Origin of the sequence: Rhodanobacter sp. B2A1Ga4 (genome assembly GCF_018101315.1) — a bacterium.
In the GTDB taxonomy this organism is placed as follows: domain Bacteria; phylum Pseudomonadota; class Gammaproteobacteria; order Xanthomonadales; family Rhodanobacteraceae; genus Rhodanobacter; species Rhodanobacter thiooxydans_A.
The window spans coordinates 1,333,689-1,349,390 of sequence record NZ_JADBJR010000001.1; the positions used below are offsets into that span (position 1 = coordinate 1,333,689).

Below are 15,702 nucleotides of genomic sequence, written 5' to 3' on the forward strand. Positions count from 1 at the left end.
TTCGCAGCCGCTGGCACCCGACATGGGGCCACGGCGACGAAATGAAAAGAGCTGCGGAGAACGCCCATGCAACCCACCGCCGGCATCTATCGCCACTACAAGGGCCAGCGCTACCGCGTGCTGGGCACCGCCCGCCACAGCGAAACCATGGAGCCGCTGGTGGTCTACCAGGCGCTCTACGGCGACCACGGCCTGTGGGTGCGTCCCGCAGCGATGTTCAGCGAGACCATCGAACTGGACGGTGAACCGATCGCCCGCTTCGCGCTGGAGCAGGCCGAAGCCATCAGCAACGACGATACACACAGCGGCTGATCACCCAGCACAAGATCCGCGCACCACAACTGGAATTGAAACCCGTGAGCCCGAGCCGCAGCCGCAACCAGACCGAACTCGACGACGGGGACTATGGCCCCAGCCGTACCCAGCAGCGCCGCGAGGCACTCGCCGTGCTGGTGCTGGCGCAGCAACTGGTCGACCTGCAACCGAGCCGGCTGGCCAAGCTCGCGCTGCCGGATGACGTACGCCACGAGATCGACATCACCCGCCGCATGACCGCCCACGGCGCAAAGAAGCGCCAGCTCGCCTTCCTCGCCAAGGTGATGCGCCGCTACGGCGACGACGACTTCGCCGCGGTACGTGCCGAACTCGGCGAGAACCGCGAGAAGCAGCGCCAGGAAACCGCCGCGATGCACCGGCTCGAAGCGATGCGCGATCGGCTGATCGCCGAGGACGAGGCAGCATTGTCGGAACTGATCGCCGAGCATCCGCAGGTCGACCGCCAGCATCTGCGCTCGCTGGTGCGGCAGGCACGCATCGAGAAGGACACGCCGAACAAGCCGCCGCGGGCATACCGGGAGATCTTTCAACTGTTGAAGGATCTGGCTCAGGCAGGCGAATCGGCCGAAGGCTGAGCGATTCGCGGCACGGTCTGTTACGGAAGGCACGTGCATAACATCTGGACTCTTCACCGTCGTCATTCCGGCGAAGGCCGGAATCGCACTTGCTGTTGTCGCCCGAGAGCAAGAGCTTTCGTCTGCCTGCGGCAGCCGAGGTACTTCTCTTTTACTTGTCCAAAAGAGAAGTACCTCGCCCTCCGAAGGAGGACGAAAGCTCTTCGCTCTGCTCTGATAATCAGGCAACCAAACACCGCACTCATGGTCAGCGAACCCGTCATCATATGGACGTCCATTCGATTTCAATGAGCATCCATAACCGCTACACCACCGCCGCTCATTCTCATCACCGTATACTCAGATCGCCAGCCACACGTAGCAGTAGAGCGTGTTGTTGTCCTTGGCGTTGCGCCCTGCGCCGTCGACGTCGTGCACGCGTCCGCTGAAACGGTTGAAGTAGGTGTATTCCAGGCCCAGGCGCACGTTGGCCCAGGGCTCGTGCCACGAGCTGGACTGGCCGAACGGGCTGTAGTCGAGTTCGATGCTTTCGCCCTGGGTGTTCGGCGAGCCGTCGTTGCCGTAGAGCGTGACGTCCTTGCTGCCGTTGTAGACGAACGACGCCAGGGTCACGCCGTAGGTGTGGCGGTACCAGTAGCTTCCCTTGAGGTTGAGCGACTGCAGGGTGTTGTGCAGGTTGTCTGATCCGCCGCCGCCCCAGGTGGCGTCCAGCTTCTGGCTCTCGTGGACGTACAGCCCGTCGACGGTGATGACGTGGTCGCCGTTGGCGTATATGTAGCTGGAATCCACGCCGAAGTCGCGGAACCGGTCAGTCGGCCCGGGCAGCGCCACCGCGTCACCGATGTCGTTGGTGCCGACCTGCCCGCGGCGCATGTTCAGCATGAAGCCGCCGACGGAGAAGCTGCCGGTAGGCAGGTTCCAGGTGTAGGCCACGCGCGCATACGGCGTGACCCCGCTCAGGCGGCCGTCGTAGCCGGCGTTGACGTGGCGCAGGAAGGACGGTGACAGCGAGCGGTAACCGCCGGCTTCGAAGTACCAGGCGCCGTCCAGTTGCATGTAGGCGCTGGCACCCACCACCTGCGCAGCCAGGCCGCCGAGCAGCATAGGCTGGGCCGGTGCCCCGGGGGCCAGGTCGGCCGACATGTAGGGGTACTTCCACGCCGGTGCAGTGTTGAACACATCGCTGACGGTGGGGTTGTTGTTGAGCGAGATGCCCCAGATGCCGCTATGGCTGCCGTGGCTGAACATGCGCGCGTAGCGCCAGTCCATGTTGTCCCAGCCGAGCAGGCCGCCGTTCTCGGAGTAGGTCGCCTGGGCGAACACGCCCATGTGCTCGCTCAGTCGCCCGGCCAGAAACACCGAGGCCTGCTGCAGCTCGGTGTTGTTGTTGGTGCCGAAACCCTTGGCCGGAGCTTCCGTCTGGGCTTTCTGCGTGTGCGTGAAGGACTCCACCAGCATCGCCGAAAGCGGGATGTCGGTCTGGTCGCCGACCTTCATGGTGTAGCCCATCAGCTTGAACTGGCGCCCGAACTGGGTGAGTTCCGGCCCGAAGCCGCCTACATGGCAGGCCACGCAGGGCTGCTGGGTCTGTCGTGCGTACGAAGGCACCGCCGATGCCAGGGTAGGTATGCCCAACCACGCGAGCGCGACCAGCGCGATCCACCGCGGCGGTCGGGACAAGGCGGCGAACCAGCTCGAAACAAGGCTATTCCGGCGAGTATCCATGTACATGCTCCCCACGATTCCAGCGTGATGACTGGGTGTGGGTGCAGTCTTGGCCTAGCGGATGCGCCGGATATTGATTCCGATCAAAAGCAGGCCTTCCGGCACTGGTGCGGAATGTCGCAGCCTGGTGATACCCGACACGTGTTGCCGTTCCCGGCGACGCTCAGGACGCGGTGCCGCCGACCGTCATCGAGTCGATCTTCAGCGTCGGCTGGCCCACGCCGACCGGCACGCTCTGGCCGTCCTTGCCGCACACTCCCACGCCTTCGTCCAGCGCCAGGTCGTTGCCGATCATCGAGACGCGGTTGAGTACCTCGGGGCCGCTGCCGATCAGGGTGGCGCCCTTCACCGGGCGGGTGATCTTCCCGTCCTCGATCAGGTACGCCTCGGAGGCAGAGAAGGTGAACTTGCCATTGGTGATGTCGACCTGGCCGCCGCCGAAGTTCGGCGCGTACAGACCCTTCTTCACCGAGCGGATGATTTCCTGCGGGTCGTGCGAGCCGGCCAGCATGTAGGTGTTGGTCATGCGCGGCATCGGCAGTGCGGTGAAGGATTCGCGGCGGCCGTTGCCGGTGGGGGCCATGCCCATCAGGCGGGCGTTGAGCTTGTCCTGCATGTAGCCCTTGAGGATGCCGTCCTCGATCAGCGTGGTGCACTCGGTGGGCGTGCCTTCGTCATCGATGCTGAGCGAGCCGCGGCGGCCGGCAAGGGTGCCGTCGTCGACGATGGTGACGCCCTTCGCCGCCACGCGCTGACCGATGCGGCCGGAGAACGCGGAGCTGCCCTTGCGGTTGAAGTCGCCTTCCAGGCCGTGGCCGATCGCCTCGTGCAGCAGCACGCCGGGCCAGCCGGGGCCGAGCACCACGGTCATCTGGCCGGCGGGCGCGTCGACCGAATCCAGGTTCACCAGCGCCTGGCGCACCGCCTCGTCGGCGAAGCGCAACGCGCGACCGTTCTCGATCAGCTCGCGGTAGCCGTAGCGGCCGCCGCCGCCGGAATAACCCTGCTCGCGACGACCGTTCGCCTCGGCGATCACCTGCACGTTGATGCGCACCAGCGGGCGCACATCGGCGGCCAGGGTGCCGTCGGAGGCGGCGATCAGGATGGTGTCGATGGTGGCAGCCAGGCTGACGATGACCTGCCTGATGCGCGGGTCGCGCGAGCGCGCGTACGCGTCGACTTCGCGCAGCAGCGCGATCTTGTCGGGGTTGGGCAGGCTCTCGACCGGGTCGAGCGCGGGATACAGCGCACGCACGCCGTTCAGCGCCAGCGGCTTGCCGGCGCCCTGCCCGTCGCGGGCGATCGCGCGGGCGGCTTTCGACGCCTCCAGCAGCTGCGGCAACACGATCTCGTCGGAATAGGCGAAGCCGGTTTTCTCGCCGGACATCGCGCGCACGCCCACGCCCTGCTCGATCGAGTGGCTGCCGTCCTTGACGATGCCCTCCTCCAGCGTCCACGACTCGCTGCGCGAATGCTGGAAGTACAAGTCGGCGGCGTCGATCGCGGGGCCCATCAGCTGGGCGAACACGCGGTCGAGGTCGCCGGTGGCGATGCCGCCGGGGGCCAGCAGCTTGCTTTCGGCGAGGGCGATCAATGAATCCATGGGTATCAGCTTGCCTGCAGTCGAACCGGGACTATCCCACATGGGGCTGGCACCGGCGGCTTTAAAGCTTGGCGGCAGGCGGCGGAACCGAGCTTGACGCGGCCGGCAACGCGGCGCTGCCGGCGGCTGCCGGCAGGCCGAGCACCGGCGCAGGCGTCGCGCTACCAGTGGCGGCGGGCCGGCTGCCGGCGGGGTTGAGCAAGGGTGCTGCCGGCGCGGGCGTGCTGCCGCGCTTCTCGACCAGGGTGATCACCGGGTCGTCCCAGCTGCCGGTGATGCGGTAGCGCGCGCTGGCGGCCTGGTTGAGGCCGCGGCCGAGGATGCCCTGCACGGCGAAGCCGGCCGCCGCACCGACCGGGCCGCCGACCACCGCACCGACCAGCGGCAGGCTGTTGCCGACGTGCGGCACCACCACCATCTGCTGGTCGTAGTCACGCGCGCGCAGGCCGGTGCGACCGTTGACGCGGATGTTGGCAGCCGGGCCGATGATCGACAGGTTGTCGGTGATGGCGTTGCCGTTGGCCAGCGTGAAGTCGCCGCTGATCGAGTCGAACGCCAGCCCCTTGCCGAACACGTCGCCGAAGTCCAGGGTGAGCCGGCGCGGCAGTTCGGCCAGCGAGACCAGACCGAGCAGCCGCCCCACGCCGGGCGAGGTCGCCTCGGGGATGCGGCCGTCGTTGACCTGGATGCTGAGGGTGCCGTCCATGGTGGCCAGCGCCAGCCCGCTGGGTGCGCCGGGCCAGCTGGCGTCGAGCTGGTCGCGCGTCTTGCCGCCGTTGACCAGCCCGTCGAAACCGAGTGCGCCCAGCATCGCGCCGAGATCCTCGGCGGCGAAGCTGATCTTCATGTGCGTGCGGCTGTTGCTGGCGTTGCCGTTCCAGTCGCCGCTGCCGGTGATCTGTACGCGGCTGGACAGCGCGCGCAGTTGTTCGATGTGCAGACCTTCCGCGGTCGGCCAGGTTTCCAGGCGCGCTTCGCCAAGCTTGGCGTCGCCCATGCGCAGGTCGCCCACCCACACGTGGAACGGCGGCAGCGCCGCCGGGTTGATCCCGGTGTTGGCCGGGTCGGGCGCCGGCAGGGCCGGCGTCGCGACCGCCGGCACCGCGGCACCGGCGGCCTTTTTCGGATGGCTGGCGGCATCGGCGGCAGGATCCTTCGGCCAGTACAGCCGCTGCAGCCGTGCGGTGATGCCGCGCTTGTCCAGCTCCTGCGTCGGGATGCCGTAGTTGCCGAGCATCGCCGGGCCGTCCACGTCCACGCTCAGCAGGCCCGGCTGCGGCATGGCGTGCAGCTTCAGCGCGCCCAGCTCGCGGCCGAACCATTCGGCCTGGTCGGTGCTGACGTCGAGGCTTTCCAGCCCTGGCCCGCCGCTGCCGCTGCCGGCCGCCACGTGCTGCACCCAGCCGGTGACGTCGAGCCGGCTGGCATGGCCGCGGATACGCAGGTTGCGCGCCGGCAACTCCTCGGGCATCTGGTTGCCGAAGGCGAGGGTGCCGGCCAGCGGCTGCTGTTCGCCATTGGCCAGGCGCAGGTAGCCGCGCATCGCGTCGCCCAGGCCGAGCCGCAGCTCGCTGCCTTCGATCGGCAGGCTCATGGTCAGGTGCAGCGGCAGGCTGGCGGCGGCCGGCTTGTGCAGTGGCTCGGGCAGCTCCAGCGTGATGCCGTTCAGTGGCGAGTCGACGCTGAGGGTCTGCGCCAGCGCGTCGCGGCCCGGTACGTGCGCGATGGTGAAGCCGATGTCGAACGCGCTGCGCCCGTCGCCCAGCTTGCCGACCCAGTCCAGCGTCGGGTAATCCTGCACCAGCTCGGCCAGGCGGTAGTTGCCGTGCAACTGCGCCGACAGCACGGTGGCCGGGTCGCTGTTGGCCCCGGCGATCGCCAGTCGCAGGGTCGACGGCTGGCCGCGGAAACCGGCGTCCAGCGGGCCGGCCTGCATGCCGTGCAGGTCGAACGTCAGCGGGCCGTTGAGCTTGTCCAGCTGGAGTTTCCACGCCGGCGCGCTGAGGTCGGCGTCCTTCAGCCGGGCCACGCCATCCAGCCGCGGCGCGCCGGCACCCTCCCTCAAGGGCAGCGTCAGATGGAAGCCGAAGCTGCCGCTGCCGCCCAGCTTCAGCTTGGCCAGAGTGTCGGCCTGGTGGCTGGCGATCGGGCTCTTGCGCGCAAATTCCATCAGGCTGGCGCCGCTGCCGTTGCCCTGCACGTTGAGGTCGAGCAGCGCATCGTGGAAATCCGGGATCAGGGCGACCGCCTTGTCCGCCGCCACCCCGAGCGAGTGCCCGCCGCTGGCCTCGACCAGCATGCCGTTGCCGACGAAGCTGGCCACCGCGCTGACGCCTTCGGCGCGCGGCCAATCCGTGCCGTAGTCGAGGGTGAGATCGCTGATCACCGCGCGCGCCTCGAAGCGCCCTTCGTTGTGCCGGAACGGCCAGTCGCGCAGGTCGCCGCGCAGCAGCACGTCAGCCTGGTCGAGACGGCCGGCCACCAGGGCGCGGTCGAGCCAGGCGATGGTGCCGGGCGACATCGCATCCACCGGCCAGAACAGCTTGGCGGCAGCCACGTCGGCATGTTCCAGCCTGGCGTATATGTCCATGAACGGGGCGCCGCCCTGCGACGGCAGCACCAGTTCGCCGCGGGCCTGGCCGGCATAGCCGGCGCCGGCGAAATCCAGCGCGTCGACGCCGATGTGCCAGTCGCCGTCCTGCGGCCAGAACGCCAGCGTGCCGGCCAGCGACGACATCACGAACGGCTGGCGGAAGGTGTGCGGGAAGGCCAGCGTGGTGGCCTGGGCGGGCAGTTCCAGCGACAGCGCCTCGGCGTCGCCACGCAACTCGCCGTGCAGGCTGCTTACGCCTGGCAGCTTGCCGACCGGGTCGATGCCCAGGCCGCTGAACGCCAGCTCGACCGAGTGCAGGCCCTCGGCACGATTCCAGTGCAGTGCGAGCCGGTCCAGCTCACCGCGTGGATGGCCACTGCCCAGCCACTGCGCCAGGGTCGGCGCCAGTGACGGCTTCAGCGCCAGCCACGGCAGCAGCGGCGCCAGTTGCAGCTTGCTCGCGGCCACGTCCGCGCTGACGTTGTCCGTGCCCGGCTGATGCAGGTTCAGCGCCAGCGCGCTGCCGTCGTCGCCGGCCCAGCGCAGGTCGTAACCGTCATCGACATGGCGCACGCCGGCCAGCCCATGCAGCGACGCCACGCTGGCCTTGCCGCCGGCAGGCGCGGTCACCGTCAGCGTGTCCAGGTCGAAACGGATCAGGCTGCGACTCAGCTGGCCCTTGCGCCAGTCGAGCCACGCGCTCAGCTGGCCGCTGCCATGGTCGACCGTATAGCCGCCCATGTCGACGCCATCCAGCAGCGGCTTCAGCTCGGCGCCACCCACGCTGACCCACACCTGGCCCGCGCTGCCGTCATCGCGGAAACGGCCGGCGGTGCGCACCGCGGCGCTCACCCCGTCGCGCCGCAGCACGCCGCCGAAGCGGATCTGGCTGCCCTGGTGGCTCAGCCGCAGCTGTTTCGACAGCAGCGTGTAGCGCTTGCCCAGGGTGGCGTCGGTGACCACCACGCGCAGGTCCTCCAGCCACAGGTCGGCCGACAGCCGGCCCGGCGACAGCGGCTGGCGAGCGCTGCCGCCGGCCACGCCGATGCCATTGACGTGCCAGCCGGCGGCGTCGCGCAGCAGGTCCAGTTGCAGGCCGCGCACGTGCAGGTTGAGCAGGTGCCGCGACGGCAGCAGCCAGCCGCCGAAGTCGAGTTTCAGTTCCGACTCGGGCAGCTGCAGTACGGCGCCACTCTCGCCAGCCGCTGCGCCGATGGTCACCCCGTGCATCACGAACACCGGACCGGAGCCGGTCCAGTGCCCCTCCATCGAGGCGAAGCTGACCGGCCGCTGCAGCCGCGTGCTGAGCTGCGCGGCCACCCAGTCCGGATGCCGCGCCAGCAGTGGCAGCAGCAGCTGGGCCAGCGCCGCGACGACGGCAAGCAGGATCAGCGCGACCCCGGCAACCCAGCCCGATGCGCGGGCGCAACGATGCAGCCGTCGCTGCCACGACGCGTTCACGCGCGACGCCCCCACTCGGATCTGCGGCCGCCGGATTTACAGCAAGACGACATCAAACTGTTCCTGCGAATAATGCTCTTCGGCCTGGAAGCGTATGCTCTTGGAGATGAACTCTTCCAGTTCCGCGACCGCGCTGGATTCCTCCTCCAGGATCCGGTTGACCACCGCCGGGCTGGCCATCACCAGCAGCTTCTGCGCGTTGAACTGGCGCACCGCGCGGGTGATCTCGCGGAAGATCTCGTAGGTCACCGTCTCGGCGGTCTTCAGCACGCCGCGGCCATTGCAGGTGGCGCACGGCTCGCACAACTGTCGGGCCAGGCTTTCGGTGGTGCGCTTGCGGGTCATCTCGACCAGGCCGAGCGCCGACATCGGGTACACCGTGGTCTTGGCGTGGTCGCGCGCCAGCCCCTTGCCGAGCATGCGCAACACCTGCCGCTTGTGCTCCTCGTCGCTCATGTCGATGAAGTCGATGATGATGATGCCGCCCAGGTTGCGCAGGCGCAGCTGGCGCGCCGCCGCCTGCGCCGCCTCCAGGTTGGTGCGGTAGACGGTTTCCTCCAGGTTGCGCGTGCCGAGGTAGGCGCCGGTGTTGACGTCGATGGTGGTCATCGCCTCGGTCTGGTCGACGATCAGGTAACCACCCGACTTCAGCGGCACCTCCTTCTTCAGCGCGCGCTGCATCTCGTCCTCGACGCCGTACAGGTCGAAGATCGGCCGCTCGCCGTCGTAGTGCTCGATGCGGTCGTCCAGGTTCGGCATGAACTTGTGCACGAACTTGACCACCTTCTCGAAGGTGTCGCGCGAATCCACCCGCACCTTCTCGATGTCCTCGTTGAGCATGTCGCGCAGGCTGCGCAGCGGCAGCGACAATTCCTCGTACACGCGCTCGCCAATTTTCGCCCTGGCGATGTTCTCCTGCACCACCCGCCACACCTTGCCCAGGTAGGTCACGTCGAACGCCAGCGACTCGGCGCTCTGGCCCTCGGCATTGGTGCGCACGATGTAGCCCAGCGAAGTGTCGCCGACCAGCGGGGTCAGCACGTCGCGCAAGCGCTGGCGTTCGGCCTCGTCCTCGATGCGCGCGGAGATGCCCAGCGTGCGCGCATACGGCAGCAGCACCAGGTAGCGCGAGGGAATCGACAGGTGCGCCGACAGCCGCGCGCCCTTGGTGCTGATCGGGTCCTTCACCACCTGCACCACGATCTCCTGGCCTTCGTGCACCAGCTCGCTGATCGAAGGGATGTGGCCATTGCCGTTGCCGTTCGATTCGGCGCCTTCGGGCGGCAGCGGTCGCACGATGTCCGAAGCATGCAGGAACGCCGCACGCTCCAGCCCGATCTCCACGAACACCGCCTGCATGCCCGGCATCACCCGTTGCACGCGGCCCTTGTAGATATTGCCGACATAGCCACGCCGGGACGCCCGCTCGACGTGCACCTCCTGCAACATGCCGTTCTCGACCACCCCGACCCGCGTCTCGCGCGGGGTCACGTTGATCAGGATCTCTTCGCTCACCGCATACTCCCCCGGACAGATGATCTTTATAGCGGTGCGGCCACGGACTGTCGATGAACCATGGCATGGAATCCTCACTCCGGCGCCGGATGACGCAAAATGGGCACCGGGGCGCGACACGGGTCGCCGCCCGACGAACCACCCTGGAGCCGAACGCATGACGACGCCCACCCTGCTGGCCTGGAGCGGCGGCAAGGACTGCCTGCTGGCCCTGCAGCGGCTGCAGGCCGACCCGCAGTGGCAGGTGGCCGGCCTGCTCACCACGGTCAACCGCAACTACCAGCGCGTGGCCATGCATGGCACCCCACGCGAGGTGCTGCAGGCACAGGCCGCTGCGCTGGGCCTGCCGCTGCTGGAGGTGATGCTGGACTGGCCCGGCAGCAACGAAGCCTACGAGGCGGCCCACGCGCAGGCCCTGGTCGAGGCGCGCATGCGCTGGCCGGGCATCCGCCACTGTGCGTTCGGCGACCTGTTTCTGGAGGACGTGCGCGACTACCGGGTGCGTCAGCTCGGCCGCGAGAACTGGCGCGCGGTGTTCCCGCTGTGGGGCGAGGACACCGCCGCGCTGTCGCGCCGCTTTGTCGGCGAAGGTCACCGTGCAGTGCTGTGCTGCGTGGATACCCAGCAGCTCGACGCGGACTTTTGCGGCCGCGACTACGATGCCGCCCTGCTCGACACGCTGCCGGCCGGCGTCGACCCCTGCGGCGAACGCGGCGAATTCCACACGCTGAGCTACGCCGGGCCGCTGTTCCGCCAGCCGCTGAAACTGCGCCGCGGCGAATCGGTGCTGCGCGACGGTCGCTTCCAGTTCACCGATTTCCTGCTGGACGCACATGCCGCGGCGAGCTGATCGCCCGATCCTGCCCGACCTGCTGCAGCCCGGGCTGGCCGTGGTGTTCTGCGGCACCGCCGCAGGCAGGCGCTCGGCCGCCGAGCGCGCCTACTACGCCCACCCCGGCAACCTGTTCTGGCGCGCGCTGCATGCGTCCGGCCTTACGCCGCGCCTGCTCGCACCGGCGGAGTTTCCGCTGTTGCCGCAGTTCGGCATCGGCCTCACCGACCTGGCCAAGCGCCACAGCGGCAACGACAACGAGCTGCCGCCCGAGGCGTTCGATGCGCCCGCCCTGTTCGCCCGGATCGAACGCCACGCTCCACGCCTGCTCGCCTTCACCAGCAAGAACGCGGCACGCAGCGCACTCGGCCATGCGGTCGGCTATGGCCTGCAAGAAGAAACCCTCGGCAGCACGCGGCTGTTCGTGCTGCCCTCGCCCTCCGGGCAAGCGCGCGGGCATTGGGACCTGGCGCCATGGCAGGCACTGGGCGAGCTGTACCACACCGCCCGAGCGAGCGTGTAGGAGTCGCACCTTGTCCGCAAGGGACTTTCCTCGGTCGTGCGCAATGCTCTTGCCGCCTTCAAAGCGAAGAGCTTTCACCCTCCTTCGGAGAGCGAGTCACTTTTCTCTGGGTGGCCAGAGAAAAGTAACCAAAAGAGAGGCCACCCCGATGGCGCGCCCTGCGGGCATCCTGCCCTCCGGGTGCGCGGGTAGGCTACGGGGGTTCGCCGACAGGGCTCCTGCCCTGACGTCGAACTGGCTCGCATCCCTGCGAGCCACCCCTGCGGGGCCTTTCCTTCGCCCACCCGCCGCGCCATAGGGGCCCCGGGTAGAGCAGCGCGCTCCCAGCGCGCACTCTTCAGAAGAGCAAGAGCAAGAGCGAAGCCACAGCAAAGCGCCGCTTTGTTGTGGCTTCGCTCTTCAGCTTCATCACCGAGTGCGGGCCAGGATGGCCCGCTGCTCTACCCGGGGTCCCTTGTGCGGCGGTGAGTCGGGGCCGACAGGCCGCGCAGCGGGCGTTGCCAGGGATGGCAACGCCTTTTCGCGCGGGCACGATGCCCGCTCGAAAAGCCCGGCCCCGACTCACGGACTTGCCGGGCAGGAGCCCGGCAAGCGCCAAGCGGGGTGCTCTTTCTCTTTGGTTACTTTCTCTTTGAGCAAGCAAAGAGAAAGTAACTCGGCTGCCAAAGGCAGACGAAAGCTCTTGGCTCCGAAAACGCTCGCCCCAAACAAAGCAAAAGCATCGCGCACAGCGTGCGCTCCACACGCGAAGCCAGAGTCAGTCGATCGGCGTATGCCGGTACGTGCTGACCGCTTCTGCGCGCACGATCGAGGCCTTGTTCGACCACGCGCGACGGATGTAGGTGACCACCGCCGCCACCTCGCCATCGCTCAGCTGCTGCGCGAACGGCGGCATCGAGTACGGTCGCTGGTTGGCCGCGGTGACCGGCGTGAAGCCGCCAAGCAACACCATGCGGGTTGCGTTGATGCCGGTCGGCTCGGTCACCGAGGAGTTGCCGTCCAGCGGCGGATAGATCCCGGCGACGCCCTCGCCACGCTTGCCATGGCATGCGGCGCAATGCTTCGCGTAAACCTTCTCGCCCTGTGTGGTCAGTGCCCTGGTGTCGAACGGTGAGGATGGCTCCGCCACGGGCGCCCGCGGCGGCAGCGACTGCAGGTAGCTGGCGACCGCGTGCAGGTCGGCGTCGGTCATGTGCTGGGTGCTGCCGGACACCACCGCCGCCATCGGGCCGAACGCGGCGCCCTTCGCCGACTGGCCGGTCTTCAGCAGGTCGACGATGTCCTGCGTGCTCCAGCCTTCCAGGCCGCCGTTCCTGCCGGTGCTGAGGTCGGGCGCGTACCAGTTCTGCATCGGGATCTGGCCGCCGCTGAGATGCACGTCCTGCGGCGTGCCGCCGAGCGTGTCGCGCGCGGCGTGGCATTCGTTGCAATGGCCCAGTCCCTGCACCAGGTAGGCGCCGCGGTTCCACTCGGCCGACTGCGCCGGGTCGGGCTTGAACTCGCCTTCGCGGAAGTACAGCGCGCGCCAGGCCTTCAGGCTGTTGCGCACGCTGTACGGGAACGCCAGCGCGGGCGCCACCGCCGGCTGGTGCACCGGCGCCAGCGACTGCAGCCAGGCGAAGATCGCCAGCGCATCGTCGTGGCTCACCTTGGTATACGAGGTGTACGAGAACGCCGGATACAGCAGTTCGCCATGACGGCCCTTGCCGCTGTGCAGCGCCTGCCAGAAATCCTCGAAGCTCCAGTCGCCCAGGCCGGTCGCGCGATCGGGCGTGATGTTCGGCACCGGGATGTTGCCGAACGGCGTGGCGAGCGCCCTCCCGCCGGCGTAGCGCGCGCCGCCCTGGGCGGTATGGCAGCCGGCGCAGTCGCCGACCGTGGCCAGGTACTCGCCCTTCGCGATCAGCGCCGGATCGCGCAGGCTGGCCGCCGCGACCTTGCTCGCGGCCGGCGGCGTCGGCTGGCTGCGGCCGCCGAACAGCAACCAGCCCAGCGCCAGCACCACCAGCAGTGCCACCGACGGCAGCAGCCAGCGCAACCATTTCATGACGGGTCTCCCGTCGCACCCAGCACGCCGCAGGCCAGCGGCGGTTTCACCGAACCGGCCGACTGCGCGTGCGTGTCGGCCGGCAACTGGCGACTGGCCAGCGCAGCGGCCACCGCGGTGATGTCCGACTCGGCCAGCCGGCTCGCCACCTCGGCCATGCAGTCCGGCGCTACCGTGGCGCGGGTATGCGTGCGCCACGAGCCCAGCTGCGCGCTGATGTAGTCGTACGGCAGGCCGACCAGCCCCGGCGTGGACGGCTCCACCCCGGTGAGCTGGCTGCCGTGGCAGCTGCTGCAGGCGGGAATCTTGCGTGCCGGATCGCCCTTGCCGATCAGCTCCTCGCCGCGCGCAAGCGTGGCGGCGGACACCGGCGGCAGCGGCGAGCGGGCGTACGGCACCTGCTGCGCCGCGAAGTAGTCGGCAATCTCGCGCATGTACGCAGGCGGCAGCTGGCGCACGGTGTATTCCATCGGTGCGTACTTGCGCAGGCCGTTCTGGAAATCCTGCAGCTGGCGCGCGAGGTAGGCTGCCGGCTTGCCGGCCAGGCGCGGGAAATAACCGCTGCCGGGGGTGCCTTCGCCATGCACACCGTGGCAGGTGGTACAGGCGGCGATGCGTTGCTGCAGGGTATCGGGAATCGGCGGCGTGTCGGCCGTATCGGCGGCACGGGTGGGAGTGCCGAACAACAGCGTGGTCACCAGCAGGATCGCGACACCGAAGGAGCGGACGGGACAGGAGCGGGCGTTCGTCATCATCCGGGGATTGTACTCTGGCAACCACCGCACGCCGGCCACGCTGGCGCTAAGCTTGGCCGGCACGACCGCGTGCCGCGCTCGCCATACCGGGGGATCATCGTGAATCAATCAGCCGTCCAGCTCGCCGCCTTCATCGCCACCTTGCTTGCCAGCCCGGCATGGGCCGCCCAGGCCACCGCGCCGGATGTCGCCTACGCCTCGATCACGCAGCTGCAGCAGCGCATGGATGCCGGCACGCTGGACAGCCACCGATTGGCCGGGCAGTTGCTCGATCGCATTCGGCGGATCGACCAGTCCGGCCCGACCCTGCGCGCGGTGATCGAGACCAACCCCGATGCGCTCCAACTGGCTGGCGCGCTCGACGCGAAACGCACAAAGAGCCACGGCCCGCTGTACAGCATCCCGGTGCTGCTGAAGGACAACATCGATACCGGCGACCGCATGCTCACTACCGCCGGCTCGCTGGCGCTGGCCGACGCGCCGGCGCCGCGCGACGCCGGCCTGGTCGAGCGGCTGCGCAAGGGCGGCGTGCTGGTACTGGGCAAGACCAACCTGAGCGAATGGGCCAACTTCCGCTCCAACCACGCCAGCAGCGGCTGGAGCGGACGCGGCGGGCAGACCAAGAACCCCTACGTGCTCGACCGCAACCCCTGCGGCTCCAGCGCCGGCTCGGCCGCCGCCGTGGCAGCCGGACTGGTCACCGTGGCGATCGGCAGCGAGACCGACGGCTCGATCATCTGCCCCGCCGCGATGAACGGCATCGTCGGCATCAAGCCCACCCTGGGCCTGGTCAGCCGCAGCGGCATCGTGCCGATCAGCCACAGCCAGGACACCGCCGGCCCGATGGCGCGCAGCGTGGCCGACGCCGCCGCCCTGCTCAGCGTGATCGCCGGCAGCGACCCGCGCGACCCGGCCACCGCCGAGGCGGACAAGCACGCCACCGACTACACCCGCTTCCTCGATCCAAACGGACTGAAAGGCAAGCGCATCGGCGTGGTGCGCCAGCTCGCCGGCGCCGAGCCGAACGCCGACCGCGTGCTCGACGAATCCATCGCGCTGATGAAGGCACAGGGCGCGATTATCGTCGACCCGGTCACGCTGCCGCACCTGGCCGAACTGGGCAAGCCGGAGATCACCGTGCTGCTGTACGACTTCAAGCACGACATCAACGCCTACCTGGCCGGCCGCCGCGGCCTCAAGGTGAAGACGCTGGCCGACCTGATCGCGTTCAACCAGGCGCATGCCGGCAGGGAGATGGACTGGTTCGGCCAGGAGCTGTTCGAGCAGGCCGAGACGAAGGGGCCGCTCAGCGACAAGGCGTATACGGAAGCGCTGGCGCTGGCGAAGCGCCTGTCAGGGCCGCAGGGCATCGACGCGGCGCTGAAGTCGCAGCACCTGGACGCCCTGCTGGCACCATCGTGGGGGCCGGCCTTCATGACCGATCCGGTGCTCGGCGACCACATCGTCAGCGGCGACCCCACCGTGGGCGGCGCCTCGCAGCCGGCAGCGGTGGCCGGCTATCCCTCGATCACCGTGCCGGCCGGCTTCGCCCACGGCCTGCCGGTCGGCATCGTGTTGTTCGGCGCGAAGTGGAGCGAACCGACGCTGATCTCGATCGCCTATGGCTTCGAACAACACGCAAAGGCATGGCAGCCGCCGCAGTTTCTCGACACGGTCGGCGGCAAACCCGTGGCGGCCACACGCTGAGACCGCAACGAAAAGGCGGCCATCGGCCGC

General features: G+C 68.7%; 11 protein-coding genes. 5 read left to right on the forward strand and 6 right to left on the reverse strand.

The window, feature by feature from the left end; all coding sequences use genetic code 11:
• Positions 1-66 precede the first annotated feature (66 nt).
• Both IMW82_RS06255 and yjgA read left to right on the forward strand, forming a co-directional pair.
• Positions 67-312: a DUF1653 domain-containing protein gene (locus IMW82_RS06255; RefSeq protein ID WP_108472368.1), complete on the forward strand. Its 246-nt coding sequence runs from the start codon at positions 67-69 to the stop codon at positions 310-312.
• A 44-nt stretch (positions 313-356) separates the two neighbouring features.
• Complete coding sequence (gene yjgA / locus IMW82_RS06260; RefSeq protein ID WP_108472629.1) at positions 357-911, forward strand: ribosome biogenesis factor YjgA; 555 nt, start codon at positions 357-359, stop codon at positions 909-911.
• Between the two features lie 339 nt (positions 912-1,250).
• Here the strand turns inward: yjgA and IMW82_RS06265 are convergent, their stop codons facing one another.
• The 4 genes from IMW82_RS06265 to rng all read right to left on the reverse strand — a co-directional run bounded on the left by IMW82_RS06265 (position 1,251) and on the right by rng (position 9,808).
• Positions 1,251-2,636, reverse strand: coding sequence for a cytochrome C (locus IMW82_RS06265; RefSeq protein WP_199909859.1), 1,386 nt, complete (start codon positions 2,634-2,636; stop codon positions 1,251-1,253).
• A 163-nt stretch (positions 2,637-2,799) separates the two neighbouring features.
• Positions 2,800-4,239, reverse strand: a complete 1,440-nt coding sequence (gene tldD, locus IMW82_RS06270; protein WP_108472366.1) for a metalloprotease TldD — start codon at positions 4,237-4,239, stop codon at positions 2,800-2,802.
• Between the two features lie 61 nt (positions 4,240-4,300).
• Positions 4,301-8,293 carry a YhdP family protein gene (locus IMW82_RS06275; RefSeq protein ID WP_108472365.1) on the reverse strand — a complete coding sequence of 1,331 codons (3,993 nt, stop codon included), beginning with the start codon at positions 8,291-8,293 and terminating at the stop codon, positions 4,301-4,303.
• 36 nt (positions 8,294-8,329) lie between these two features.
• Positions 8,330-9,808 (reverse strand): ribonuclease G, encoded by a 1,479-nt coding sequence (rng, locus tag IMW82_RS06280; protein WP_108472364.1) that lies wholly within the window; start codon positions 9,806-9,808, stop codon positions 8,330-8,332.
• Between the two features lie 157 nt (positions 9,809-9,965).
• On the opposite strand from rng, the gene IMW82_RS06285 reads away from it, so the two are divergent.
• A complete protein-coding gene (locus tag IMW82_RS06285) occupies positions 9,966-10,658 on the forward strand; it encodes an ATP-binding protein (protein WP_108472363.1) in 693 nt (230 codons plus the stop codon).
• The gene (locus tag IMW82_RS06290) at positions 10,642-11,163 is read left to right on the forward strand and encodes a mismatch-specific DNA-glycosylase (RefSeq protein WP_108472362.1); all 522 of its coding nucleotides are present in this window, start codon (positions 10,642-10,644) and stop codon (positions 11,161-11,163) included. The genes IMW82_RS06285 and IMW82_RS06290 overlap by 17 nt, the downstream gene beginning before the upstream one ends.
• 757 nt (positions 11,164-11,920) lie before the next feature.
• Here IMW82_RS06290 and IMW82_RS06295 read toward each other — a convergent pair.
• Together IMW82_RS06295 and IMW82_RS06300 are read right to left on the reverse strand one after the other, a co-directional pair.
• Positions 11,921-13,210: a cytochrome c gene (locus IMW82_RS06295; protein ID WP_108473273.1), complete on the reverse strand. Its 1,290-nt coding sequence runs from the start codon at positions 13,208-13,210 to the stop codon at positions 11,921-11,923.
• Positions 13,207-13,965 (reverse strand): c-type cytochrome, encoded by a 759-nt coding sequence (locus tag IMW82_RS06300; RefSeq protein ID WP_108473272.1) that lies wholly within the window; start codon positions 13,963-13,965, stop codon positions 13,207-13,209. Before IMW82_RS06300 ends, IMW82_RS06295 begins: the two co-directional genes overlap by 4 nt.
• 99 nt (positions 13,966-14,064) lie before the next feature.
• Between IMW82_RS06300 and IMW82_RS06305 the strand changes: the two genes are divergently transcribed.
• Positions 14,065-15,672, forward strand: coding sequence for an amidase (locus IMW82_RS06305; protein WP_108473274.1), 1,608 nt, complete (start codon positions 14,065-14,067; stop codon positions 15,670-15,672).
• The last annotated feature ends 30 nt before the right edge of the window (positions 15,673-15,702 follow it).